This window comes from Pantoea sp. ACRSC (genome assembly GCF_022346785.1).
GTDB classification, from domain to species: Bacteria; Pseudomonadota; Gammaproteobacteria; order Enterobacterales; family Enterobacteriaceae; genus Pantoea; species Pantoea alvi.
This window is the reverse complement of the sequence record NZ_JAKRNN010000004.1, coordinates 212,083-237,975: the sequence shown is the minus strand read 5'-3', so window position 1 is coordinate 237,975 and position 25,893 is coordinate 212,083. Positions and strand designations below refer to the sequence as shown.

At 61.8% G+C, this 25,893-nt stretch carries 16 protein-coding genes; 5 read left to right on the top strand and 11 right to left on the bottom strand.

Translation table 11 applies throughout. The annotated features are described in order from the left end of the window. Positions 1–125: 125 nt before the first annotated feature. The 7 genes from yegQ to MHZ97_RS07185 form a co-directional block, all read right to left on the bottom strand. Positions 126–1,469, bottom strand: coding sequence for a tRNA 5-hydroxyuridine modification protein YegQ (gene yegQ / locus MHZ97_RS07215; RefSeq protein ID WP_103794076.1), 1,344 nt, complete (start codon positions 1,467–1,469; stop codon positions 126–128). A gap of 120 nt (positions 1,470–1,589) precedes the next feature. Continuing rightward, the gene (gene baeR / locus MHZ97_RS07210) at positions 1,590–2,297 is read right to left on the bottom strand and encodes a two-component system response regulator BaeR (RefSeq protein ID WP_103794075.1); all 708 of its coding nucleotides are present in this window, start codon (positions 2,295–2,297) and stop codon (positions 1,590–1,592) included. Positions 2,298–2,303: 6 nt separating this feature from the next. After that, a complete protein-coding gene (baeS, locus tag MHZ97_RS07205; RefSeq protein WP_239313767.1) occupies positions 2,304–3,692 on the bottom strand; it encodes a two-component system sensor histidine kinase BaeS in 1,389 nt (462 codons plus the stop codon). Then, on the bottom strand, positions 3,689–5,092 hold the full coding sequence (gene mdtD, locus MHZ97_RS07200; RefSeq protein WP_103794073.1) for a multidrug transporter subunit MdtD: 1,404 nt from the start codon (positions 5,090–5,092) through the stop codon (positions 3,689–3,691). Before mdtD ends, baeS begins: the two co-directional genes overlap by 4 nt. Positions 5,093–5,106: 14 nt before the next feature. Then, complete coding sequence (mdtC, locus tag MHZ97_RS07195; RefSeq protein ID WP_103794072.1) at positions 5,107–8,181, bottom strand: multidrug efflux RND transporter permease subunit MdtC; 3,075 nt, start codon at positions 8,179–8,181, stop codon at positions 5,107–5,109. Next, complete coding sequence (locus tag MHZ97_RS07190; protein WP_103794071.1) at positions 8,178–11,300, bottom strand: MdtB/MuxB family multidrug efflux RND transporter permease subunit; 3,123 nt, start codon at positions 11,298–11,300, stop codon at positions 8,178–8,180. The genes mdtC and MHZ97_RS07190 overlap by 4 nt, the downstream gene beginning before the upstream one ends. Next, a complete protein-coding gene (locus MHZ97_RS07185; protein WP_239313770.1) occupies positions 11,300–12,523 on the bottom strand; it encodes an MdtA/MuxA family multidrug efflux RND transporter periplasmic adaptor subunit in 1,224 nt (407 codons plus the stop codon). Before MHZ97_RS07185 ends, MHZ97_RS07190 begins: the two co-directional genes overlap by 1 nt. Before the next feature lie 238 nt (positions 12,524–12,761). On the opposite strand from MHZ97_RS07185, the gene MHZ97_RS07180 reads away from it, so the two are divergent. After that, positions 12,762–13,721, top strand: coding sequence for an aldo/keto reductase (locus tag MHZ97_RS07180; protein WP_239313773.1), 960 nt, complete (start codon positions 12,762–12,764; stop codon positions 13,719–13,721). Positions 13,722–13,933: 212 nt separating this feature from the next. Next, entirely contained in the window at positions 13,934–15,274 is a 1,341-nt protein-coding gene (locus MHZ97_RS07175; RefSeq protein WP_103794068.1) for a carbohydrate porin, read from the top strand. A gap of 156 nt (positions 15,275–15,430) precedes the next feature. On the opposite strand, the gene yegD is transcribed toward MHZ97_RS07175, so the two are convergent. The 3 genes from yegD to MHZ97_RS07160 form a co-directional block, all read right to left on the bottom strand. Next, a complete protein-coding gene (yegD, locus tag MHZ97_RS07170) occupies positions 15,431–16,783 on the bottom strand; it encodes a molecular chaperone (RefSeq protein ID WP_103794067.1) in 1,353 nt (450 codons plus the stop codon). 63 nt (positions 16,784–16,846) lie between these two features. Next, on the bottom strand, positions 16,847–19,408 hold the full coding sequence (locus MHZ97_RS07165) for a diguanylate cyclase (protein ID WP_239313776.1): 2,562 nt from the start codon (positions 19,406–19,408) through the stop codon (positions 16,847–16,849). Between the two features lie 166 nt (positions 19,409–19,574). Beyond that, positions 19,575–20,189 carry a phosphatase PAP2 family protein gene (locus MHZ97_RS07160; protein ID WP_103794065.1) on the bottom strand — a complete coding sequence of 205 codons (615 nt, stop codon included), beginning with the start codon at positions 20,187–20,189 and terminating at the stop codon, positions 19,575–19,577. 296 nt (positions 20,190–20,485) lie between these two features. On the opposite strand from MHZ97_RS07160, the gene udk reads away from it, so the two are divergent. From udk to asmA, 3 genes are all read left to right on the top strand, one after another. Beyond that, entirely contained in the window at positions 20,486–21,127 is a 642-nt protein-coding gene (gene udk, locus MHZ97_RS07155; protein WP_103794064.1) for a uridine kinase, read from the top strand. 83 nt (positions 21,128–21,210) lie between these two features. Beyond that, positions 21,211–21,792 carry a dCTP deaminase gene (dcd, locus tag MHZ97_RS07150; protein ID WP_239313779.1) on the top strand — a complete coding sequence of 194 codons (582 nt, stop codon included), beginning with the start codon at positions 21,211–21,213 and terminating at the stop codon, positions 21,790–21,792. A 20-nt stretch (positions 21,793–21,812) separates the two neighbouring features. Next, positions 21,813–23,636: an outer membrane assembly protein AsmA gene (gene asmA / locus MHZ97_RS07145; RefSeq protein ID WP_239313782.1), complete on the top strand. Its 1,824-nt coding sequence runs from the start codon at positions 21,813–21,815 to the stop codon at positions 23,634–23,636. A 1-nt stretch (position 23,637) separates the two neighbouring features. On the opposite strand, the gene MHZ97_RS07140 is transcribed toward asmA, so the two are convergent. Next, positions 23,638–25,212: a TerC family protein gene (locus MHZ97_RS07140; protein WP_239313785.1), complete on the bottom strand. Its 1,575-nt coding sequence runs from the start codon at positions 25,210–25,212 to the stop codon at positions 23,638–23,640. Positions 25,213–25,893: the final 681 nt, after the last annotated feature.

Below are 25,893 nucleotides of genomic sequence, written 5' to 3'. Positions count from 1 at the left end.
GAGGTGGTTCCTGATACAACAGCTATTAGTTGTTACTCGTTAGCAGCAGGCGCAACTATAAAGGAGCGCGCTGCGACCGTCTGTGATCCTGTTCTAACTTCCCTTTTTTACTTGCAGAATCTGACTTATTTGCTATGGGGATCGCGCGTGGTGCTGCCGTCGGTAAAGTTGCGCAGCAGCAAGCCAAAGGCGAGCTCAACCTCTGCGGGCACCGGCATCCAGACGCGATGGCCGTCGCCGGGTGCCACCTCGATAGCGCCGCCGCGCGCGTCCTGCAGCGCCTCCAGCGTGCAGTTCAGGTTGCCGCCCGGCGTCATAATCTCCAGGCTGTCGCCGAGCAGGAACTTATTCTTCACTGCCACCTCCGCCCAGTCGCCGCGCCGCTCGCCGGTAAATTCGCCCACGAACTGCTGCCGCTCGGAAATCGAATAGCCCTGCGCGTAGTTTTGATAGCTGTCGTGGGTGTGGCGGCGGAGAAAACCCTCGGTGTAGCCGCGATGCGCCAGACCCTCCAGCGTGGTCAGCAGCGCGGGGTCGAAGGGTTTTCCGGCCGCGGCGTCGTCGATAGCGCGGCGATAAACCTGCGCCGTACGCGCGCAGTAGTAGAATGATTTGGTGCGGCCTTCGATCTTCAGCGAATGAACGCCCATCTTGCTCAGGCGCTCAACGTGCGCCACGGCGCGCAGATCCTTTGAGTTCATAATGTAGGTGCCGTGCTCATCTTCAAAGGCGCTCATTACCTCGCCCGGCTTCATCTTCTCTTCCAGCAGAAAGAGCTTATCGGTCGGCTGGCCAAGCCCCAGCGTCGGCGTGATCGCCTGCACCTCGACGATATTGCCCACCTCGTCCTGCCTGCCTTCCTCGACTTTATATTCCCAGCGGCAGGCGTTGGTGCAGGTGCCCTGATTGGGATCGCGCTTGTTCATATAGCCGGAGAGCAGGCAGCGGCCGGAGTAGGCCATGCAGAGCGCGCCGTGCACAAAGATCTCAAGCTCCATCGTTGGCACCTGCTGGCGGATCTCCTCGATCTCCTCCAGCGACAGCTCGCGCGACAGGATCACGCGCGTCAGCCCCATCTGCTGCCAGAACTTCACCGTCGCCCAGTTGACCGCATTGGCCTGCACCGAAAGATGGATCGCCATCTGCGGAAAGGCTTCGCGCACCAGCATAATCAAACCGGGATCGGACATGATCAGCGCGTCGGGCTGCATCTCCACCACCGGCGTCAGGTCGCGAATAAAGGTCTTCAGCTTGGCGTTATGGGGGGCGATATTCACCACCACATAGAACTTCTTGCCCAGCGCGTGCGCTTCGGCAATGCCTTTGGCGAGGTTCTCATGGGTGAATTCGTTATTGCGCACGCGCAGGCTGTAGCGCGGCTGGCCGGCATAGACCGCGTCGGCGCCGTAGGCGAAGGCGTAGCGCATATTCTTCAGCGTTCCCGCTGGAGAAAGCAGTTCTGGTTTCATGGTGTTCTCACTGATGTCAGGTCAGCATGCCGCCTGGCGCGGCACGTGCCGCGGCCGCGATACTGGCGGCCCGGCAAAAGGTGCAGAATTGTAGGCGGCGCAGCGCGCCAGCTAATTGATCTAGATCAACTGGCACAGATCCGCTTCCCAGCGATAGCCCATGCCGTAAACGGCGCGGATAAACGGCTGGTCGGCGTCGAGATTCTCCAGCTTGCGCCGCAGATTTTTGATATGGCTGTCGATGGTGCGATCGGTGACGACGCGGTAGTCGTCATAGAGATGGTTCAGCAGCTGCTCGCGCGAAAAGACTTTACCCGGCTCCAGCGCCAGGGTTTTCAGCAGCCGGAATTCGGCGGGGGTCAGCTCCAGCGGCTGTTCGCGCCAGCTCGCCTGGAAGCGGCCTTCGTCGATTTTCAGCGGCGACGCCTTGCCAGACTCTTCCGGCGCGCGCTTCACGCGGCGCAGAATGGTTTTTACGCGCGCCACCACTTCGCGCGGGCTGAAGGGCTTACAGATATAGTCATCCGCGCCAATCTCCAGGCCAAGCAGGCGATCGATCTCTTCGGTGCGCGCCGTGACCATAATGATCGGCAGCTCCGAGAAGCGACGGATTTCGCGGCACAGCGAAAGCCCGTCTTTGCCGGGCAGCATCAGATCCAGCAGCATCAAATCGGGCGGCGTCTGCTGGACGAAAGGCAGCACCTCGCTGCCGTGGGCGATATGGTGCGTGCGGTAGTTAGAGGCTTCCAGATAGTCGATCATCAGCTGCGCCAGCTTCGGCTCATCTTCCACTACCAGAATCAGCGGGTCGGTTTTTTCGGGGATCATCGTCAGTTACGGCTGGGGAACATAGCGCAATTGTAGCGCGATTTTCAGTCCACCTAAATCAGAGTGCTCCGCAGCGATATGGCCGCCGTGGGCATCAACGATATTTTTACAGATTGCCAGCCCCAGCCCCGAGCCGCCGCTGGCGCGATTGCGCGATCCCTCGGTGCGGTAAAAGCGCTCAAAGATTTTCGCCTGCTGCTGCGCGTCGACGCCCGGCGCGCTGTCGGCAAAGCTCATCTGCCACCAGGGCGCTTCATACCAGAGCCGCACCTCGACCTGGCCCGGCGCGTCGGTATAGCGCAGGCTGTTCTCCAGCAGGTTGGTGAAAAGCTGCATCAGGCGATCGGGATCGCCGAAGAAAGGCGCTTCGTCGGGCATCTGCAGCGTCAGCGTCAGACCGTGGCTGCGATAGCGTTCGTTAAAGCTGCCGGCGGTCACCTCCAGCAGCTGCACCAGATCGGTGGCCTGCTTGCGGTAGGCGAGGGCGCCTTCGTCGGAGAGCGACAGCTGATGCAGATCGTCCACCAGCTTGCTGAGCACGCCAACCTCGCTCTGCAGCGAGCCGATCGCCGCTGGCGTCAGCTTGCGCACCCCGTCCTGCATCGCCTCCAGCTCGCCGCGCAGGATCGCCAGCGGCGTGCGCAGCTCGTGGGAGATATCGGCCATAAAGGCGCGGCGCATGCTTTCGTTTTTCTCCAGCGAGCTGGCGAGGCGGTTAAAGTCCTGCGCCAGCTGGCCCAGCTCGTCGCGGCTGCCCACCTCGACGCGCGTGGCAAAATTGCCCGCCGCCAGGTGATGGGTACCCGCTACCAGACGTTTGACCGGCGCCAGCAGGCCGCGCGACATCAGCCAGGTGACCAGCGCCGCCAGCAGCGTCGACAGGCCGACAATCAGCCAGCTGGTGCGCTTTTGCTGATGATCGAAATTGATATCGGTGCTGCGCGTCAGCCGCTCGGGCGGCGAGCCGACCACCCAGCCGACCACTTTGCCGTTGCTGGTGGTGATGTTGCGCCGCGAGCCTTCCGGCGGCACCGGCGCGCGCGGCCCGACCAGCACCTTATACTGCTGGTCGATAATCCAGAACTGGGTGCGCCAGCCGTGCGGCGGCAGCTGATTGCTGCTGTCGGGATTCTGCTCCAGCGAGCGCAGTATGGTAAACACCAGCCGATCGTTATGCCGCAGGAAATCCCAGCTGCCGTGCTGTTCATACTGATCGGCCAGCGCGTCGCCGAGCATGGCGAGCCGCTGCTCGTTGCCGCGCTTGATATAGTCGACAAAGCCGTGCTCAAAGCTGAGACGCACGCCCCAGTGCATGGTGATCAGCACCAGCATGCAGGTGGAAAAAATGGCTAAAAAGAGTTTCGCGCTGATGCCCAGGCGCAACGGCAACTTCATGGTTTTCTCCGACGTCGCAAATCGACGTTTTTACTGGTTTCCTTCGGCACGCGCCAGAACACCAGCGCGGGCAGGGCGATAATCAGCGCCATGCAGGCCCAGGCGGTCATAAACAGCCTGTGGGTATGGTCGCTGCTGGCCAGCGCATCCTGACCAAATGCCCCCAGCAGCAGACCGGCGATGGTGACGCCCACGCTCATCGACAGCTGCATTATCATCGACAGCAGGCTGTTGCCGCTGGAGGCGAGTTCGTCGGGCAGATCTTTCAGCGTCAGGGTATTCATCGAGGAGAAGCGCAGCGCGTTGACCATGCCCTGCATCAGCAGCACCAGCGGCAGCAGCCAGAGCCAGCCGAGCAGCGCCACCAGCGGAAAGAGCAGTACCACCACGGCGAGGGCCAGGGTGGTGCCCACCAGCGCGTTGCGGTAGCCGAACAGATTAACGATGCGCACCACCACCCGTTTGATGCCCATATTGCCAAGCACCATCGGGATCATCATCAGCCCGGCGTGAAACGGCGTAAATCCCATGCCGACCTGCAAAAAAATCGGCGTCATAAAAGGCAGCATACCGCTGCCAATCCGCCCAAGGAAGCTGCCGAGCAGGCCAATCGAGAAAAGACGGTTGTCGAACAGCTTCAGGCTAAACAGCGCGTTGTCGTTGCCGCGCGCATGCAGCAGATAACAGAGCAGCGAAGCGAAGCCGATCAGGATCATCGCGCCCAGCAGCAGCGACGAATTGCTGCTGCGCCGGCCGTCGAGCGCCAGGGTCAGCGTCGCCATGCCGATGGCCAGCAGCAGAAAGCCGAGGAAATCGAAGCGCCGCGTCTGCATCGAGTAGTTGGGCATCAGCGTCAGGGTGGCGATAGCGCCGATAATGCCGACCGGGATATTGATCAGAAAGATCCAGTGCCAGCTGGCGTACTCCACCAGCACGCCGCCGAGCGCTGGCCCCACCAGCGGGCCGATCTGTCCCGGCAGGGTAACGAAGGTCATCGCCGACATATACTGCTCGCGCGGTACGATTTTCATTACGGTCAGGCGGCCGACCGGCACCATCATCGCGCCGCCGATGCCCTGCACCACGCGCGCCATCACCAGCTGATCGAGCGTCGAGGAGAAGGCGCAGAGCAGCGAGCCGACGCTGAACAGCACGATAGCGCTGAAGAAGATATTGCGCACGCCGAAGCGGTCCGCCAGCCAGCCGCTCATCGGCAGCGTGACCGCCACCGTCAGCAGATAGGAGACGATCACCGAATGCATATGCAGCGGACTGACGCCCAGGTCGTGCGCCATTGAGGGAAGGGCGGTGTTGACGATGGTGGTGTCCAGCGTCTGCATAAAGAAACCGAAGGCGACAATCCACAGCTGCCAGCGAACCGTCGCGTTTTGGGCGTTCATTGCTTTGCTCCCCCTTAAGTCTCTGCCGTACGTGCGCCTGCGCTGCGCCTGCGCCGCAGCTTATCCATATAGAGATAGACCACCGGCGTCGTATAGAGCGTCAACAGCTGGCTCATAATCAGTCCGCCCGCGATGGTGATGCCGAGCGGCTGGCGCAGCTCCGCGCCGTCGCCGCTGGTGATCACCAGCGGCAGCGCGCCAAACAGCGCGGCGAGCGTGGTCATCAGAATCGGGCGAAAGCGCAGCAGGCAGGCCTGGAAAATGGCGTCACGCGCACTCAGATTGCCGCTGCGCTGCGCCTCCAGCGCAAAGTCGACCATCATAATGGCGTTCTTCTTCACGATGCCGATCAGCAGCAAAATGCCGATAAGGGCGATCAGGCTGAACGGCGTATCGAACAGCGTCAGCGCCAGCAGCGCGCCGACCCCGGCCGAGGGCAGCGTAGAGAGAATGGTCAGCGGATGGACATAGCTCTCATAGAGTATGCCCAGCACAATATAGACGGCGGCGATGGCGGCGAGCATCAGCCAGATCTGGCTGCCCTGCGACTGCTCAAACACCTGCGCGGTGCCGGCGAAGCTGCCGCGCACGCTGGCGGGCACGCCGATAGCCGTCATGGTGCGGTCTATCGCCTCAGACGCCTGCGACAGCGAAACGCCCTCCGGCAGGTTGAAGGAGATAGTCGAGGCGGCGGAGAGCCCCTCATGGTTAACCGAAAGCGGCGCGTTGGCGGGCTGCCATCGGGCGAACCACGACAGCGGAATCGCCTTGCCGTCGCTGTTGATCACAAACATCTGCTCCAGCGCGCTGATATCCTGGGTGTAGCGCGGATCGACCTCCATCACCACCTTGTACTGATTCAGCGGCTGATAGATGGTGGAAATCTGCCGCTGGCCGAAGGCGTTGTTCAGCAGGGCGTTTGCCTCAGAGACGTCGATGCCGAGGCGCGACATGCTTTCGCGATCGTAGATCAGCGCCATTTCGCTGCCCTTATCCTGCTGATCGGAGTTCACGTCCGCCAGCTGCGGCAGCGCGGAGAAGGCCTGGCGGATTTTCGGCTCCCACTCGCGCAGCGCGGCGAGATCGTCAGAGAGCAGGGAATACTGATAGCTGGCGTTCGCCTCGCGGCCGCCGGCGCGCAGATCCTGCACCGCGTTGAGGTAGAGACTGGCGCCAGGCTCTTTCGCCAGCTTCGTGCGCAGCCGGGCGATGACCGCCTGGGCGTTTTCGCTGCGCTCGGAGAGCGGCTTTAGCGAAATAAACATCGAGCCGCTGTTGGTGCGCATGCCGCCGGTAAAGCCCACCACGCTCTCGACCGCCGGATCGGCCTTCACGATCACCATAAAATCCTGCAGCTTCTGGCGCATCGCCTGAAAAGAGATACTCTGGTCGGCGGAAATAAAGCCCATCAGGCGGCCGGTATCCTGCTCCGGCATAAAGGTTTTCGGCACCTGAATAAAGAGCCAGACGGTCAGGGCGACGGTGCCAAAAAGCAGCAGCAGCACCCAGCGCGCATGATTCAGCACCCAGCCCAGCGAGCGGCCATAACCCTGCTGGATCGCCAGCAGCATCCGGCCTGCGCCGCGGCGGCGCGGCTGGGCGCGCGGCGCATGCGGCTTCAGCAAATAGGCGCACATCATCGGCGTCAGGGTCAGGGAGATCACCATCGAGATGGCGATCGCCACCGACAGCGTAATGGCGAATTCAGAGAAGAAGCGGCCAATCAGCCCGCCGATCATCAGCAGCGGCAAAAAGACGGCGATCAGCGACAGGCTCATCGACAGCACGGTAAAGCCCACCTCGCGCACGCCGGTCAGCGCCGCCTGTAGCGGCTTCATGCCCGCCTCGACGTGGCGCGCGATATTCTCCAGCACCACGATGGCGTCATCCACCACGAAACCGGTGGCGATGGTCAGCGCCATGAGCGACAGGTTATTCAGGCTAAAGCCGCACAGGTACATCGCGGCGAAGGTGCCGATCAGCGACACCGGCACGGCAGCGGCGGGGATCAGCGTAGCGCGACCGGAGCGCAGGAAAACAAACACCACCATAATCACCAGCACCACGGCGATGGTCAGCGACTGCTCTACCTCATGCAGCGAGGCGCGAATGGTGGGCGAGCGGTCCTGCGCAATCTGCAGGTCGATAGCGGCGGGGATGGTCTGATGCAGCGTCGGCAGCTCGGCGCGAATGCGATCGACGGTATCGATCACGTTTGCCTCCGGCGTTTTACGCACCAGCAGCAGCACCGCGGGCTTGCCGTCCGCCATCCCGGCGTTGCGCACGTCCTGCACCGAGTCCTGCACGCTGGCGACGTCGGCCAGCTTCACCGCCGCGCCGTTGCTGTAGTGCACCACCAGCGGCGCATAGTCGCTGGCGCTTTTCAGCTCGTCGTTGGTGCGCAGCTGCCAGCGCTGCTGGCCATCCTCTACCGCGCCCTGCGGACGCCGCTGGTTGGCGTTGGCGATCGCCTCGCGCACCGCGTCCAGCGAGACGCCCTGATTAAACAGCGCCTGCGGATTCAGCGCGACGCGCACCGCAGGCAGCGAACTGCCGCCGACGGTGACGTCGCCGACGCCTTCGATCTGCGACAGCTTCTGCGCCAGCTGGGTCGAGGCGTAGTCGTAGAGCTGGCCGGGATTATAGATATCCGAGGTTAGCGTCATGATCATAATCGGCGCGTCCGAGGGATTGACCTTGCGCCAGGTAGGGCGGCTCGGCATCCCGGTCGGCAGCAGGCTTTGCGCCGCGTTGATGGCCGCCTGCACGTCGCGCGCCGCGCCGTTGATATCGCGGTCAAAATCGAGCACCAGGATAATGCGCGTGCTGCCGAGCGAGCTGGTGGAGGTCATTTCGCTGACCCCGGCGATGCGGCCCAGCGAACGCTCCAGCGGCGTCGCCACCGACGAGGCCATAATCTCCGGCGAGGCGCCCGGCAGCGAGGCGGAAATCACAATTACCGGAAAGTCGACCTGCGGCAGCGGGGCGACCGGCAGCAGGCGAAAGCCGAGCGCGCCCGCCAGCGCAATGGCGATGGTGAGCAGCGTCGTCGCTACCGGACGATGGATAAACAGCGCGAAGAACCTCACTGCTGCGCCTCCCGGCCGTGAAAGCGGCGGCGCGCGGCGCGGCCGAGGCGATCGAACAGCAGATAGATCACCGGCGTGGTAAACAGCGTCAGCACCTGGCTCAGGATCAGCCCGCCCACCATGGCGATGCCGAGCGGGTGGCGCAGCTCCGCACCGACGCCGGTACTGAGCATCAGCGGCAGCGCGCCCAGCAGCGCCGCCAGCGTGGTCATCAGGATCGGACGGAAGCGCAGCAGGCACGCCTGGAAGATGGCGTCATAGGGCGTCATCCCCTGTTCGCGCTCGGCGGCCAGCGCAAAGTCGATCATCATAATGGCGTTCTTCTTCACGATGCCGATCAGCAGAATAATGCCGATAATGGCGACAATATCCAGCTCGCCGCCGCTCACTATCAGCGCCAGCAGCGCGCCGACGCCGGCGGTGGGCAGCGTCGACAAAATAGTGATGGGATGAATAAAGCTCTCATAGAGCACGCCGAGCACGATATACATCGCCACGATGGCCGCGACGATCAGCCAGACGGTGCTGGTGAGCGCCGCCTCGAACGCCAGGGTGCTGCCCTGGAACTGGGTCATCAGTTCGGAAGGCATGCCGAGCCGCGCTTCCGCCGCGCTGACCGCTTTCACCGCGTCGCCCAGCGAATAGCCGTCGGCGACGTTAAAAGAGAAGGTCGCCGACGGGAACTGATCGAGATGGTTAATGCTTAGCGCGCTGTGGCGCTGCTCAACGCTGGCAATGGCGCTGAGCGGCACGCTGCCGCCGTCGGCGCTGGTCAGCCGGATCCCCTCCAGGCCCGCCAGGCCGGGCGTGGTGCGGTTATCCTGCTCCAGCACCACGCGATACTGGTTCGCCTGGGTGTAGATGGTGGAGATCAGGCGCTGGCCAAAGGCGTTATAGAGCGCGTTATCGACGTCGGCCATGCTGATGCCGAGGCGGCTGGCGCTGTCGCGATCGACATTGACGTACGCCTCCAGCCCCTGATCCTGCCAGTCGCTGCTGATGTCGCGCAGTTCAGGCGACTGGCGCAGCGCCTCCAGCAGTTTGGGCACCCAGGTGCCAAGCGATTCCAGCGAGCCGGACTGCAGCGTGAACTGATAGGGGGTGCGGCTCGCCTGGGTATCAATGGTGAGATCCTGCACCGGCTGCAGCCACAGCGTAACGCCGGGAAGCTGGCTGATCTGCTGCTGCAGCCGCTGCTGCACCTGCGGAATGCGGTCATCGCGCTCGCTCAGCGGCTTCAGGTTGATCTGCAGACGCGCGCTGTTGAGAGCGGCGTTGGTGCCGTCGACCCCCACGAAAGAGGTGATGCTCTGCACCGCCGGATCCTTCACGATTAGCGAGGCGACGTCGCGCGTGCGCGCCGCCATGCTGGCGTACGAGGCGCTCTGCGGCGCCTGCAGCGTGCCCTGAATAATCGAGTTATCCTGCTGCGGGAAAAAGCCTTTCGGAATCACGATCCACAGCAGCACGGTCAACAGCAGCGTGCCGAGCGCCACCGACAGCGTCAGCCAGGGATGCGCCAGCACCTTGCGCAGCCAGCGGCCATATCCGGCGATGACCCGCTCAAAAAAGGCTTCGCTGGCGCGCGAAAAACGGTTCTGCTTGCGCAGCGACTCGGCGCTGAGCATGCGCGCGCACATCATCGGCGTCAGCGTCAGCGAGACCACGGCGGAGATCAGGATCGCCACCGCCAGCGTCACGGCGAACTCGCGGAACAGGCGGCCGATCACGTCGCCCATAAACAGCAGCGGGATCAGCACCGCGATCAGCGAAAAGGTGAGCGAGATAATGGTGAAGCCGATTTCGCCTGCGCCCTTGAGCGCGGCAGTAAGCGGTTTTTCCCCCTTCTCCAGATAGCGGGTGATGTTTTCAATCACTACGATGGCGTCGTCCACCACAAAGCCGGTGGCGATCGTCAGCGCCATCAGCGTCAGGTTATTGATAGAGAAGCCGAGGAAGTACATGGCGGCGAAGGTGCCAACCAGCGACAGCGGCACGGCGACGGCGGGAATGATTGTCGCCGGCACGTTGCGCAGGAACAGGTAGATAATCATCACCACCAGGCCGATCGCCAGCATCAGCTCATGCTGGGTATCGGTGACCGAGGCGCGAATATTGGTGGTGCGATCGGTCAGCATCTGCACCTTTACCGACTTCGGCAGCGCGGCGGTGAGCGACGGCAGCAGCGCGCGGATACTGTCGGCGGTGGCGATAATATTGGCGCCCGGCTGGCGCTGCACGTTAAGCACGATGGCGGCCTCGCGGTTCGCCCAGGCGCCGAGCCAGCGGTTTTCCGCCCCCTGTTCGATAGTGGCAACATCGCCGAGCCGGACCGGCGCGCCATTTTTATAGCTGACAATCAGCTGACGGTAATCCTCCGCCGACTTCATCTGGTCGTTGGCGGAAAGGGTAATCGAGCGCTCCGGGCCGTCGAGGCTGCCTTTCGCCGAGTTGACGTTGGCGCTGCTGATAGCGGTGCGCACCTCTTCGCTGCTGAGGCCGAGCGCCGCCAGCGCCTGGGCGTTCATCTGCACGCGCACCGCCGGGCGTTGACCGCCGGAGAGCGTCACCAGCCCGACGCCGGAAACCTGAGAGATCTTCTGCGCAACGCGCGTCTCCACCATATCCTGCACCTGGGTCAGCGGCATGCTGCTGGTGGTGACCGCCAGCGTCATAATCGGCGGATCGGCGGGATTGACCTTGCTGTAGACCGGCGGGTTAGGCAGGTCATTAGGCAGCAGGCTGGTGGCGGCGTTAATGGCGGCCTGCACTTCCTGCTCGGCAACGTCGAGCGGCAGCGTGAGCTGGAACTGCAGGGTAATCACCGATGCGCCGCCGGAGCTTTGCGACGCCATCTGCTTTAGCCCTGACATCTGGCCGAACTGGCGCTCAAGCGGCGCGGTAATGGCGGAGGTGGTGACGTCCGGGCTGGCGCCGGGATAGAGCGTCACCACCTGGATGGTTGGATAGTCCACTTCCGGCAGCGCCGAAACCGGCAGAAAACGGTAGCCGAGGATGCCCGCCAGCAGAATAGCGATCATCAGCAGCGTGGTGGCGACCGGACGTAAAATAAACTGACGCGACGGTCCGCCGCTGGCGTCAGGAGGCGTAACCTGCATTACTCGCGCGCTCCTTTTGCCGGTTGCGCCGCGCGGCTACTTTTCAACGCGGTGCTCTGCGGCGCAACGACCTCAACTTTCGCCCCTTCCGTCAGGCGATCCAGCCCGTCGGTGACCACGCGTTCGCCCGCGCTCAGGCCGGCGTTAATCACCACCTGATGGCTGTCCTGCAGGCCAGGGGTGACGCTTTTCTTGCTCACCTTATTGTCGCTGTTCACCACCCAGACAAAGTAGCCTTCATTGCCCATCTGCAGCGCGGCGGTCGGAATAACGATGGCGTCCTGCAGGGTATTGACCTTCAGCCGCGCGTTAACGAACTGGTTAGGAAAGAGTTTGTCATCCTGATTGTCGAAGCGCGCCTTCATCTTGATGGTGCCGGTGGTGGCGTCGATCTGGTTGTCGATGCTGAGCAGCGCGCCCTGGGTCAGCAGCGTCTGGTTGCTGCGATCCCAGGCCTCGACCACCAGCGGCTGGCCGCTTTTCTGCGCCTGCATAATCTCGGGCAGATAATTTTCCGCCAGGCTGAAGAGCACGTCGATGGGATGGGTCTGGGTGATCACCACCAGACCGTTGGTATCGCCGCTGGTGATGTAGTTACCGACATCCACCTGCTTCAGGCCGACGCGACCCGCTATCGGCGACGTAATGCGGCTGTAGGTCAGATTGAGCTGGGCGCTGGCGACGCTGCCTTCGTCCGCCTTAATGGTGCCTAGGGTTTCGCTCACCAGCGAACGCTGGGTATCCAGCTCCTGCTGCGACACCAGCGAGGTTTTCGCCAGCTTTTCAAAGCGCGCCAGGTCGCGGCGGGCGTTCGCCAGCGTCGCCTGATCTTTCGCCAGCTGGCCCTGCGCCTGAGTTAACGCTACCTGATAAGGCCGGGGATCGATCTCCGCCAGCAGCTGGCCCGCTTTGACCTGCTCGCCTTCCTGAAAATGGATCGCCATCAGCTCGCCATCGACGCGGCTGCGCACCGTCACGGTGCTGGCGGCGGTGACGGTGCCGAGCCCGCTTAAAAAGTGCGGCACGCTCTGGCTGACGGCGGTGGCGGCCTGCACCGGGGCCGGCGGGGCGCCTGCGCCCCCTTTGCCGCGCTGCGGTCGGGTTGACGCCTGAGGGTCGGCGTCAGGCTGCGCCGGATGGTGCCACCAGTAGTAGCCGCCTGCGGCGGCAGCCAGCAGGGCCAGCAGCAGCAGGCTCTTTTTCAACAAGGAAGGTCGGTTCATCTTATCGGTTGCTCTCCAGCAGTGTCGAAATCCCCAAAACGCAGGCTGAAACGCGGCAGCCTGCAAATAGCAGAGTGTAGACCCGCAACGCGGGCAGAAGTTGAAGGAATTAAGGATATCTGTCAGACCGACGTAAGTATCCCTGTCAGAACAAACTTATCGAGGAATTACGCATAAGGAGTGGTTTTTGCTTTTGCTATGCTGTTAAGCAGGGCATTTCTTACAGAAGGAGAAAATGATGAGTCAGGTTGAAACCCGCCAGCTCGGCGATACCGGTATTCAGGTGCCGCTGCTGACCTTCGGCGGCAACGTCTTCGGCTGGACGCTGGATGAGGCGAACTCTTTTTCCTTGCTCGATGCGCTGGTGGAGAAAGGGCTGTGGTTTATCGATACCGCCGACGTCTACTCGCGCTGGGCGCCGGGCAATAAAGGCGGCGAGTCTGAGACCATTATCGGCAACTGGCTGAAAAAGAGCGGCAAACGCGACCGCATCGTGCTGGCGACCAAGGTCGGCATGGCGCTTTCGCCGGAGAAAACCGGCCTGAAGCCGCAGTATATTCGTCAGGCGGTAGAGGATTCGCTGCGCCGTCTGCAAACCGACTATATCGATCTCTATCAGGCGCACCGTGACGATACCGATACGCCGCTGGCGGAAACCCTCGCGGCGTTTGATTCGCTGATCAAAGAGGGCAAGGTGCGCGCCATTGGTGCCTCCAACTACAGCGCGCCGCGCCTGCAGGAGGCGCTGAAGATCAGCGAGGAGCAGGGCCTGGCGCACTACGCCACCCTGCAGCCCGAGTACAACCTTTACGATCGCGAAGGCTACGAGTCGGGGCTGGAGGCGGTGGCGACCCGGCATGGGCTGGGGGTGATTAACTACTATTCGCTGGCGAGCGGATTCCTGAGCGGCAAATATCGCAGCGCGGCGGACGCCAGCAAAAGCGCGCGCGGGCAGGGCGTGGTGGAGAAGTATCTCAATCCGCGCGGCCTGAAGATCCTGGCGGCGCTGGATGAGATCGCCCTGACGCGCGGCGTGACCCCGACCCAGGTGGCGCTGGCGTGGCAGATTGCCCGACCCAGCATTACCGCGCCGATTGTCAGCGCAACGTCGCTCGCTCAGCTCGACGATCTGATCGGCGCAAGGCAGCTGCGCCTGACGCCGGAAGAGAGTGAAAAGCTGACCCAGGCCAGCCGCTAATCCCGCCAGACGGGGCGTTAGCGCCTCGTCTTTAATTTGCGTGCCATATAGTGCGTTAATTTCAGCCGCGTTTCTGTTCAGCGATCCCCTTCACAATTGTTTGAAGAAACTGTCTCTTTGCCTATTCGTGCGCACATTTTTACAAAAGTTGAACTTTTTGCAGCACTATTCTCTGCGTGGAAATAACCTCCATCCAGATAAGAAGAACGATTATGAACACAAATAAAGCAGTGCAACGCTTCCCGCTGCGCCGAGTGGCGGCCGGCTCCCTGATGTTTGCCATGCTGAGCGCCTCTGCTGTGGCCGCAGACGCTTTCAGCTATGACTCGCCTTATATGTTCGGCGACTGGGGCGGTTCGCGAACGCAGCTGGAAAATGACGGCGTTAAATTTGACGTTAATTACACCATGGAAAGCGCATCGAACCTCGGCGGCGGCGCCGATACTAACACCTCTATGCGCTACAGCGATCAGTGGGCGTTCGGTGCCAATCTCGATCTGGAAAAGCTGCTGGGCTGGCAGGATACGCAGTTCCAGGCGACCATCACCAACCGCGACGGGCGTAATATTTCCGATCAGGTGGCCGATCGTCGCACCGGCATGCTCTCTTCGGTGCAGGAAGTGTACGGACGCGGGCAGACCTGGCGTCTGACGCAGTTCTGGCTGAGCAAAGGGTTGTTTGACGACGTCGTCAACCTGAAAGCGGGTCGCGTGACCGTGGGCGAAGATTTCGATAACTTCGACAGCAAGTTCCAGAACCTGGCGTTCGGCAGCGGCCAGGCGGGTAACTGGCGCGGCGACCGCTGGTTTAACTGGCCGGTATCGCAGTGGGGCGGCCGCGTGAAGCTCAATATCACGCCGGAAGTCTTCTTCCAGGTCGGCTTCTATAACCAGAACCGCGCTAACTACGATCGCGGCGACGGTTTCCGTCTCGATACCAGCAACTCCGAGGGCAACCTGGTGCCGGTGGAACTGGGCTGGAAGCCGACGCTGGGCCCGGATAAACTGCCGGGTAACTACCGCATCGGCTACTACTATTCGTCCGCCAACGGCGACGTTTACGGCAGCTGGCGCGACGGTGCCTATCAGGATAAAGATCACGCCTACGGCGGCTACGTGCTGTTACAGCAGCAGCTGACCGCGCAGGGCGGCGACGCCAGCCGCGGCATCGGCGTGTCGGTGCAGGCGGTGATGAACGATCACAAAACGTCGAAGACCGACAACTATCAGTCGATCGCCTTTACCTGGGCGGGGCCGTTTGATGCGCGTCCTGAAGATGAGATCGGCATTGCCGCGGCGCGTATTCACGTTAACAGCGACTACACCCGCGCGCAGCGTCAGCAGAACGCCGCCAACGGCGAAACGGACTTTAACAGCCCGACCTATCTGCCGATTCAGGATGGTTCGGAATATAACTACGAGCTTTACTACAACGTGAAGCTGGCGAAATGGCTGCAGGTGCGTCCGAACGTGCAGTATATCGTGGCGCCGGGTGCGGTAAGCGAAGTGAAAGACGCCTTTGTCGGCGGCATCAGCGCCAATATCAACTTCTGATAGCGCAGCGGCCTGAGGCTGACGCCTCAGGTCGCACAGAACATGGCATGGTGCAAAGCCTGCCGCGACCGGGACAAAACGCCGGGCGCGTTTTTGCTCAACGCGGCGCCTTGCCCCTTTACGGACGCACCTCAGAGATGAGGTGCGTCTTTTCTTTTAGCGAAACATGACCTCTGCCCAGCGCGCCAGACCGGCCGTAACCGAGCCGAAGTCATCACCGCTGGCGATGGGCGTCTCCGGCAGCGCCTGCTGTAGCGCGGCGCGCAGCACCGGCGAACGCGCGCTGCCGCCCGTCAGATAGATCACCTCGGGTTTTGCGTCGCAGCTGGCGAGCGCCAGATGCACCTGCTCCAGAATACGCTCCAGCGGCTGATTAATCGCCTCCTGCAGCATGCCGTCGCTGATGGCGGCCTGCATCTGTGGCGCGATAAAGTCGAGGCTGGCGTCGAAAGCGGCGCGATCGGAAAGGGCGATCTTGCTCTCCTCCGCCGCGCGCACCAGACGATAGCCGAGCTTCTGCTGCCAGACTTTCAGCAGATGCGCCACCTGTTCGCTCTGTTCCGCGTCGCGCACCAGATCGCGCAGCAGCTTGCCGCAGGCGGCGGAGTAAAACTCGCTCTGCGCCGGTACGTCATTAATCGCCACCGCGTTCCACCACGGCAGCGCGGGCAGGGCGGTGCCTTTCTGCGTCCGGCCGCCGAGGCCGAGCAGGGGCATCAGGGTTTTAAACGCCAGCATAATATCGAGATCGTTGCCGCCCACGCGGCAGCCGCTGTGGCCGAGCAGGCTCTCGCGGCGGTCTGACAGCTTGCGCCACTCCGGCCCCATCAGCAGCATCGAGCAGTCGGTGGTACCGCCGCCGATATCCACTACCAGCACGCGCGTCTCTTTGTCCAGCGTCGCTTCGAAATCGAGTCCCGCCGCCACCGGCTCGAACTGAAACTCCACGTCGCGGAAACCGGCGCGCTTCGCGGCGCGCAGCAGAATGCCCTGCGCCTGGGCGTTAGCGTCGTCGCCGCCGAGCCCCTGAAAGTTTATGGGACGGCCAATAACCGCCTGATCGATCGCCGCGTCGAGCTGCGCTTCGCCCTGTTCGCGGATATGGCGCATCATGGCGCACACCAGGTCTTCAAACAGCGCGATCTGCTGCGGCTTCAGGCCGCTGGCACCGAGAAAGGATTTGGGGGATTTAACGAACCAGGTCTCTTCCGGGTCGGTCATATAGTGCTGCAGCGCGCTCAGGCCGAACTGTACGCTGGTGGCTGACACCTCGATATCCTCTTCGCGGTTGTAGCGCAGCGCGCGCTGCAGCAGCGCGGTGGTCTCCGCGTCCGGGGTCGCGACCTGATGGTGGCGATAGAGCCATTCGCTCACCGCTTCGCGCGTGGGTGCGGCAATCATCGACGGCAGCAGGCGCTGACCCTTCTCCAGCGTCAGCAGACGCGGCGTGTGATTTTCGCACACCGCAATGGAACAGTTCGCCGTACCGTAATCGAAACCAATGAACATCTGATGCCCCTCCCGGAAAAAAGGGGGCGACTTTAGCGCAGCTGGGCGGGGCTGGCAAGCGGCTCAGCGCGCCTGCGGCGCGTAAACCATCAACCGTCCGCGGCCGGCATTTTTGGCGTTATAACAGGCGATGTCCGCCTGCGACAGCACCTCGGTACCGACGCCGTTGTCGGCGGCTATCTGCGTCAGCCCGGCGCTGGCCCCCACCTGATACACGCTGCCCTGCCAGTTAAATTCATAGCTGTTAACCGCTGAGACGATGCGCTGCACCACCTCGCACCCCTGCGGCATTGCGCATTCCGGCATCAGCAGGGCGAACTCGTCGCCGCCGAGGCGCGCCAGGAAATCGGCGCCGCGCAGATGGCGCTGCATCAGCTCGGCGAGTTCGCGCAGCAGCGCGTCGCCCGCCGCGTGGCCGGCGCTGTCGTTGACCGCTTTAAACTTATCGAGATCGATAAATGCCAGCACATGCTGATGCCCACGCGTCACCGCGTCGCCCAGCAGACGCTGCAGCTGACCATCGAAGCTGGCGCGGTTCGGCAGCCGGGTCAGGGTGTCATGCAGCGCGCTGTAGCTAAGGCGCTGCATCATCTGGCGCGATTCGCTGACGTCCTGAATAACGATGACCGCCCCGATCTCTTCCCCCTCCAGGGTGCGCAGCGGGGTGATGCTGTAGTGGATCTCTACCACGCCGCCGTCGGCGCCGTGCAGCACCAGTTCGTCATCCAGATCGGGGGTAATTTTTTCCGTCGGCAGGCGGCGCAGGCGCTGGTTTTCCATCGGCGCGCCGTGAACGCCCTGGGTGATATGCAGCAGTTCGCTCAGCGGTTTACCCGCCGCCTCTTCCTGCCGCCAGCCGCTCATCTTCTCCGCCACCGGGTTCATAAAGGTCACGCGCATCTCGCTGTCGGTGCTGATAACCGCTTCGCCGATGGAATCGAGCGTAATCGCCATGCGCTCTTTTTCCTGAAACAGCGCGTCGGTGAGGTGGCGCAGGTGGGTCACATCCTGGCAGATGCCCAGCATGCGTTCGATGCGTCCCTCCTGATTAAAGAAGCGACGCGCCTGAGTGCGCAGCGTGCGCGTCCCGTCGGCGCGCTGAATGCGGTACTCAATATCGAAAACGTCGACCTTCTCTGACGGCTGCAGCGCGCGGTCGAGCCGCTCGCGATCCGCCGGGTGTACCTGGCTGCGCCACAGCTCGCGGCTGGGCGGCTGGTGGGCGGGCAGGTCGAACAGCCGGTACATATGGCGGTCCCACATCATCTCATTGCGCGTCAGGTTCCATTCATAGACGCCAATATCGCCCGCCTCGTTGGCCAGGGTGATGCGCTCCATCAGCTGCCGGTTTACCTGCTCGCTCTGCTTCAGCTCTGAAATATCGATAATCTGGGAAATAAAGTAGAGCGGCTGCTGCACGCCGTCGCGCACCAGCGACACCGTCAGGCGCGCCCAGACGATCTCGCCGCTTTTACGGAAGTAGCGTTTCTCGATGGTATAGGCGTCAATCTCGCCGCGCAGCAGCCTGTCGGCATGCTGCAGATCGTTTTCCAGATCGTCGGGGTGGGTAATCTGCTGGAAGGTGAGCTTTTTCAGCTCGGCATCGGGAAAGCCCAGCGTCAGGCAGAGAGAGTGATTGACCTGCAGCCAGCCTCCCTGCGGCGACACCAGCGCCATACCGATGGCGGAATATTCCATCGCGTGGCGAAACCGGGTTTCGCTTTCGCTAATGTGATGCTTTTCGCGCTGAAAGGCGTCCATAACCAGCGCCATCACATGGCTCGGAATCAGCACCAGCAGTAAGGGCAGCCAGCTGGCGATCTGGCCCGGCACGTCGCTGCGCGTTTCGATGGGGGTAGGGCCGAGCGTCAGAAACAGCGAAATCGCACAGGCGTTGAGCAAAAACAGTAAAAAGGCGTCACGCTTCGGCAGCCGCACGGCGCACCAGAAGAGGATCACCACGATAAAGGTAAATGGCCAGGGCATAAAGCGCAGCGCCAGCCAGCTCGCGCCCGCGGTCAGCAGCAGGGTAAAGAGGAACTCCGCCACGCGGTGCAGGCTAACCGCGGCAAGCCGCAGCGGCCAGGGCATCAGCAGCAGCACCGGGCCGAGCGCCAGCATGCCGATGATTTCAGAAATTACCCAGGTCGAGAAAAAGGATAAGGTGCCGTGGCTGCTGATATTCAGCATCCACAGCGCCAGCAGGCCGCCCACCAGCGGCGTAATAATGCCGACCGAGAGCACAAATCGCAGCCAGTCGTGCAGGGCGTTCAGCGGCGCATGGCGCTTCAGCAGCGCGCGCAGCAAGAGGCCGCCCACCATCGCCTGCAGCACGTTAAGCAGGGTAAATTTCAGGTTCCCCAGATTGAACCCGAGTATCAGCGCGTTCGCCAGCGCGGTGCCCGCCGCACAGCCCAGCAGCAGCAGCGGCGCATGGCGGGAAGGCGAGCGAAAGGCGACGATGGTCATCAGCGCGGTCGCGAACCAGAGAGGCGAAATGCGGCCGCTGAAGACAATCAGCTCCAGGCAGAAAAGCGTCAGCAGAAAAGCGAGCGCTGCCAGAATCAGGGCGCTCAGCAGGGTTTTTTGCGGTTTGTCCGGCAAGGACAACAGTTCAATACTCATTCACTAACCCGGCAACGCGCACCGCGTCTGGATGACGAAAAATGCGCCAGTCATTCTCTTTTGGGCATGCTAGCACATCGCCGCTGCCGTGGGTCGGTTAAATCAAATTAGTGTGTTATTCAACGGATTGACTGGCCCTGTCGCGGCGCAACAGGGCGTAGACAGGCTACTGGCGGAAGAGATCGGCGCGCGTGAAGGGTTTCTCCAGCCCCGCCAGATCGGCGGAAAAGCGCTCGAGGAACTGTTGGGTCGTGGCCAGGCGTCCGTGGCCCAGCAGCAGCAGCGGCACTAAAAAAGCGGCGCCAATCTGCGGCCAGCTAAAGCCCTTCAGGGCGGTGCGGCGCTGGCTAAGCAGAAACGCCGAGCTGAGAGTAAAGCCCAGCAGGAGGCCGGTTGCCACTTCGCTGGCGGAGTGCGCGTGGATCACCAGGCGTGAGAAGCCCACCATCAGCGGAATCAGATAGCCGACGCCGATGGCGAGCAGCCGCAGCGGGGTCGGCCAGCGGCCGGAGACCAGCCACAGCATCACCGGCCAGAGCGTTGCCGACATCGCGCTGTGCCCGCTGAAGCCGGTAAAGTTAAAGCGGGCGCTGCCGATGCCGAAGCCGAGAAACAGAATCTTCGACAGGCTCACCAGCAGGCCAGCCAGGCCAAAGGCGAGCAGCCAGTACCAGACCGTGCGGCGGTTATCGCTCTTCCACGGCAGGATCAGGGCGATGATCACCGCAGTAGGGATCAGCAGCATGCTGTCGCCGAAATAGGTCAGTGTTCTCCAGTGCATAAGCTTCCTTTTTGTGGGCCGACAGTGATATTCCCGCGCCCTTTTCCGGGGCGGAACGCGCTTCCGTCGCCTGTTGCGCCAGCCGCATAAGTAAAAACAGATCTGTCAGTTAGTTTATCGGGTAATGGTTTCGGTTTGAAAAGGGGAAATTCTGAAATGCCTGGAGCGGCTTTTTCTGGCGTCAAAAGAATGAAATCCCTATACTTAGCGCCTACTAAACCCTCTCCATTCCGTCCTGCGTCAAAACGTCTAAACCGCGTACAGCGCAGGCTCCAGTATCAGGTCTTAAAAAAAGTATGAGTGACAAGTCTCATCAGTGCGTGATTGTGGGCATTGCCGGTGCCTCCGCATCCGGAAAAAGTTTAATCGCCAGCACGCTCTATCGTGAAATCCGCGATCAGGTCGGTGACGAGCATATCGGGGTTATTCCTGAAGATGCTTATTACAAGGATCAAAGTCACCTCACCATGGAAGAGAGGGTAAAAACCAACTACGACCACCCCAGCGCGATGGATCACGATCTGCTGCTGCAGCATCTGCAGGCGCTGAAAGCGGGCCAGGCGATCGATCTGCCGGTCTACAGCTACGTTGAGCATACCCGCACCCGCGACACTATTCACCTGAAGCCGAAAAAGGTGATTATTCTGGAGGGGATCCTGCTGCTCACCGACGCGCGCCTGCGCCAGGAGCTGAACTTCTCTATTTTCGTTGATACGCCGCTCGACATCTGCCTGATGCGCCGCATGAAGCGCGACGTGAACGAGCGCGGCCGCTCAATGGATTCGGTGATGAGCCAGTATCAGAAAACCGTGCGTCCGATGTTCCTGCAGTTTATCGAACCTTCGAAGCAGTACGCCGACATTATCGTGCCGCGCGGCGGGAAAAACCGTATCGCCATTGATATCCTCAAGTCGAGGATCAACCAGTTTTTTGAGTAGCCGCGTCGGGTCTGGCGCGCAGCGAGCCGCCTGTCACGCGAGTTTCAGGCAGTTCGCTACACTTATATCATGGAGACAGATGAATGAGATTATGTGACCGCGATATTGAAGCCTGGCTGGATGACGGCAGGCTTGCTATCGATCCGCGTCCCCCGGTCGAGCGCATCAACGGTGCCACCGTCGATGTCCGTCTGGGCAATCAGTTCCGCACGTTCCGGGGCCACACCGCCGCCTTTATTGATTTAAGCGGCCCGAAAGATGAAGTCAGCGCTGCGCTGGATCGCGTAATGAGCGATGAGATTGTGCTGCCGGAAGGCGAAGCCTTTTTCCTGCATCCCGGCGAACTGGCGCTGGCGGTAACCTTCGAGTCGGTCACTATTCCAGACGATCTGGTGGGCTGGCTGGACGGCCGCTCCTCGCTGGCGCGTCTCGGGCTGATGGTGCACGTTACCGCACACCGTATCGATCCCGGCTGGCAGGGCCGTATCGTGCTGGAGTTCTATAATTCCGGTAAGCTGCCGCTGGCGCTGCGTCCAGGCATGCTGATCGGCGCGCTAAGCTTTGAGCCCCTTTCCGGGCCGGCGGTGCGGCCTTACAACCGTCGCGAAGACGCTAAATATCGCGGACAGCAGGGCGCTGTCGCCAGTCGTATCGACAAAGATTAAACCGCGAGCATGGGGATGTGATGAAAAGAGTGATAACCACGCTGGCCATTTTACTGGTGGTCATCGTTGCAGGCATGACCGCGCTGGTGCTGCTGGTCAATCCAAACGATTTTCGATCCTACATGGTGAAGCAGGTCGAGCAACGCAGTGGTTATCGGCTGGAGGTGAGCGGCGATCTGCGCTGGCACGTCTGGCCTAAGCTCAGCATTCTGGCCGGTCGCATGAGCCTGACCGCTCCCGGCGCCGCGCAGCCGCTGGTCACGGCGGAAAATATGCGTCTTGACGTTAATCTCTGGCCGCTGCTGTCGCACCAGCTCAGCGTCAGCCAGGTGATGTTAAGCAACGCGGTGGTGCGCGCCACGCCGGAAAGCGCGCCGCAGCAGCCGCAAAACGCGCCGGTGGCCCCCGGCCGCAGCGAAGCCGCCGCGCCAGCCAGCGGCTGGTCGTTCGATATTGGCCAGCTGCGCGTCGCCAACAGTTTGCTGATCTGGCGCCAGCCGGGCGGCGACGAGTACAACTTCCGCAACCTTAATATCAACCTTAATCAGGACGCCCGCCATCTGGCGAGCATCGAACTCAGCACCAGCCTGACGCGCAATCAGCGCAACGCCGTGCTGTCGCTGAAGGGCCAGCTCGACGCGTCGCAGTATCCCCACCGCCTGAGCGGCCAAATCGACGAACTCAACTATGCGCTGAGCGGCGCCGATATTCCGCCGCAGGGCATTAAGGGCACGCTGAGCGCGCAGGGCAGCTGGCGCGCCGAGACGCAGCAGTTTGCGCTGACGCAGATGCAGCTGAGCGCCAACGACAGCGCGCTGTCGGGCGAGGCGAGCGGTTCGCTGGCGTCGCCGCAGCAGCTGGCGCTTCAGCTGCACGCCACGCAGCTTAACTTCGATAACCTGATGGCAAACGCGCCGCAGGCGGGCGACGGCGCGGCGCAGCACGCCACGGTGGCGCGCGCGCCGGTCATTGCGACGCCGCGCGAGCAGAATAATCTCGATTCGCCCCTTAACGCGATGAATCTGGCGGTGAACCTGAAAGCGGACAGCGCGGTGTGGCGTGGACTGACGCTGCAGGACTTTGCGCTGGATGTCACTAACCAGCAGGGGCTGATCGCGCTGCGCACGCTGCGCGGCAGGCTGGGGGAGGGGGATTTCTCCGCGCCGGGCACGATTGATATTCGCCAGGCGGAAACCCGCGTCGCGCTGCAGCCGGTACTGAATAAGGTTGCGATCCAGCCGCTGCTCGCCGCCTTCGATCTGCCACAGACCGTGCAGGGGGCGCTCTCCCTTAACGGCGAGCTGAGCGGCGAAGGGCTGTCGCTGGAGGCGGCCAAACGCCGCTGGCGCGGCGACGCGCAGCTCAGCGCCAGCGATGTTAAGCTGGCGCAGCTCAACCTGCAGCAGATGGTGCGCCGCGCGGTGGCGCGCGCCAGCGATCGGGTCAGCAGCGACGAGAGCAGCGAGCAGGGCATTCGCCAGCTCGACGGCAGGCTGGCGCTGAATAATGGCGTGCTGCGCCTGACGGATCTCAAAGGCGAGGGCGATCGGCTCAGGCTGCAGGGCGGCGGCGAGGTGAATATGCCGACGCAGCAGTTGGATATGACGTTCGGCCTCACGCTCACCGGCTGGAAAGGCGACGACAGGCTGGTTGCACTGCTGTCGCAGCAGGCAGTGCCGCTGCGCATCTATGGCGGCTGGAATAACGTGCAGTATTCGCTGCCGGTGGATCAGCTGCTGCGCCAGCAGCTGCAGAGCGAGGCGAAGTCGCGCCTCAATCAGTGGCTGGACCGCCAGCCGAAAAACAGCGACAGCGACAGCCTGCGCAAGCTGCTGCGACCCTGAGTCACACCTCGTAATCGGGATCCTGCGGCTGCTGCAGGATCTCCACCTTCTGCACGCGATGATTCTCCACCTGCAGCGTGCGCAGCAGATAGCTGCCGACCTGCAGGGTTTCCCCCTCTTCAGGAATATGCTGCAGGCTATCCATCAGCAGGCCCGCCAGCGTGTGGTAGCTGCGTCGCTCATCCAGCGGCAGCCTGACGTAGAGCGCTAAATCCTCAAGCGGAATATTGCCGTTGACGATCCAGCGGCCTTCGCCCTGCGCCTGCACATCGTAGCGGGCATCAATCTCTTCCCCCTCAAGGGGTAAGTTGCCGGCGATGGTTTCCATCAGATCGCTCAGCGTTACCACCCCCTCGACCGAGCCGAATTCATCTACCACAAAGGCAAAATGGGTGCGCGCCTGGCGGAACTGCTCCAGCGCCTGCAGCAGCGTCAGCCGCTCGGGAAACACCAGCGGCTGACGCACCAGCGCGCGCAAATCGAGCGACTGGTGATGCAGCGACTGATGCAGCAGGTCGATGGCGTGCACCACGCCCAGCAGTTCATTGCTCTGATCGGTGATGAGCAGGCGCGTATGCTGGTTGCGGTCAAGGCGCGCCATAATTTCCGCCGGGTCGTCGTCCAGATTGATATGTTCGATATCGTGACGCGAGGTCATGATGCTGTTGACGTGGCGCTGGGCGAAGTTGAGCACCCGCGCGATCATCACCCGCTCCTGGCGGTTAAACAGCGCCTGCCGGTCGCTGTCGGCGAGCATCATCGCGCTCTGCGGATCCAGCTCGGCATGTTCCGCTTCGCCGCGCAGCAGCCGCAGCACCGTCTCTGCGGTGCGCTGGCGCAGCGGACGCCCGGCCGACAGCGCGCGGCGCCGGTTGCGCTGCGCCAGCTGGTTGAACGCCTCAATAACGATAGAGAAGCCAATCGCCGCATAGAGATAGCCTTTGGGGATCACAAAGCCGAGCCCTTCCGCCACCAGGCTGAAGCCGATCATCAGCAAGAAGCTGAGGCAGAGAATAACGATAGTGGGATGGCGGTTGACGAAGCGCGTCAGCGGCTTGCTGGCCAGCAGCATCAGCAAAATGGCGATGGTAACCGCCGTCATCATCACCGGCAGCTCACTGACCATGCCGACGGCGGTGATCACCGCGTCCAGCGAGAAAATAGCGTCCAGCACCACGATTTGCGCCACGACTGGCCAGAATTTAGCGCCGCGCTTTTGCTGATTATCCGCGTGATCCTCACCCTCCAGCCGACTATTCAGCTCGGTGGTGGCCTTAAACAGCAGGAAGAGTCCGCCGAGCAGCAGCAGCAAATCGCGTGCGCTAAAGGGGTGGCCCCGCAGCGTAAACAGCGGCTGCGTCAGCGTGACCAGCCAGGAAAGGGAGGCCAGCAGCAGCAGGCGACAGAGTAACGCCAGCAATAAACCGATAACGCGCGCCCGATCGCGATCTTTGCCGGGCAGCTTTTCCACCAGAATGGCGATAAATACCAGGTTGTCTATCCCCAGCACCAGTTCAAGAACGATTAGCGTAATTAACCCCGCCCATAGCGAGGGATCCGCAAACACCTCCAACATGCCTTAGCCGCCTGAATATATCGAAGTCAGTAAAATCTGAGGATAGTGGAGCAGGGGGCAGGGCACAACAGGGGATGGCGACCGGGGTGCCGTGCCTTATCAGGGAATAATGGAAGGGTAGTGCCAGGTTTGTTTCACCATTTTGTCAGGATCAGGTAAATGCGAAGATGGCGGCGCGATGAATAACTGATGAATTGATTAAGACGAGAGGGCGGCATCTGAAGAATTTATTAGCGTCGCGAATATGGCATTAATCTGATTTTTGCGCAGGGTATTGCACTTTCATTTTTACCGGTTGGCGGGCCTCAATACTAATGGCTGGTAGTCTTTTTCCTAAAATAGTCAGGGGACAGCGGGGCCTACTTGTAAAGAAGCCAGTAATAACTAGTATAGCAACGTGCTGTTAAAAGTCTGCGCTTATGTTGATATTCGCCCACTGATTTGGCACCTAATGTTGTGAATTGTGATCTGCCCCGTGGGTATGCATCAGGCAACCGGTCCGGGAATAGCAGGCCGGAAACAGGATATCAAAAGCGGTATTGGCAGCGACAGCCAAGGGCGGTAGCGTGCCTGAAACGCCTTTTACGTTTAGAAAATAATCAGTGCGTCACCACAGGTAAGTCAGAGTAATCTGTTGGTATTCATCACGATTTTCCTGTTTTTTACTAAGGAAACGGGTGT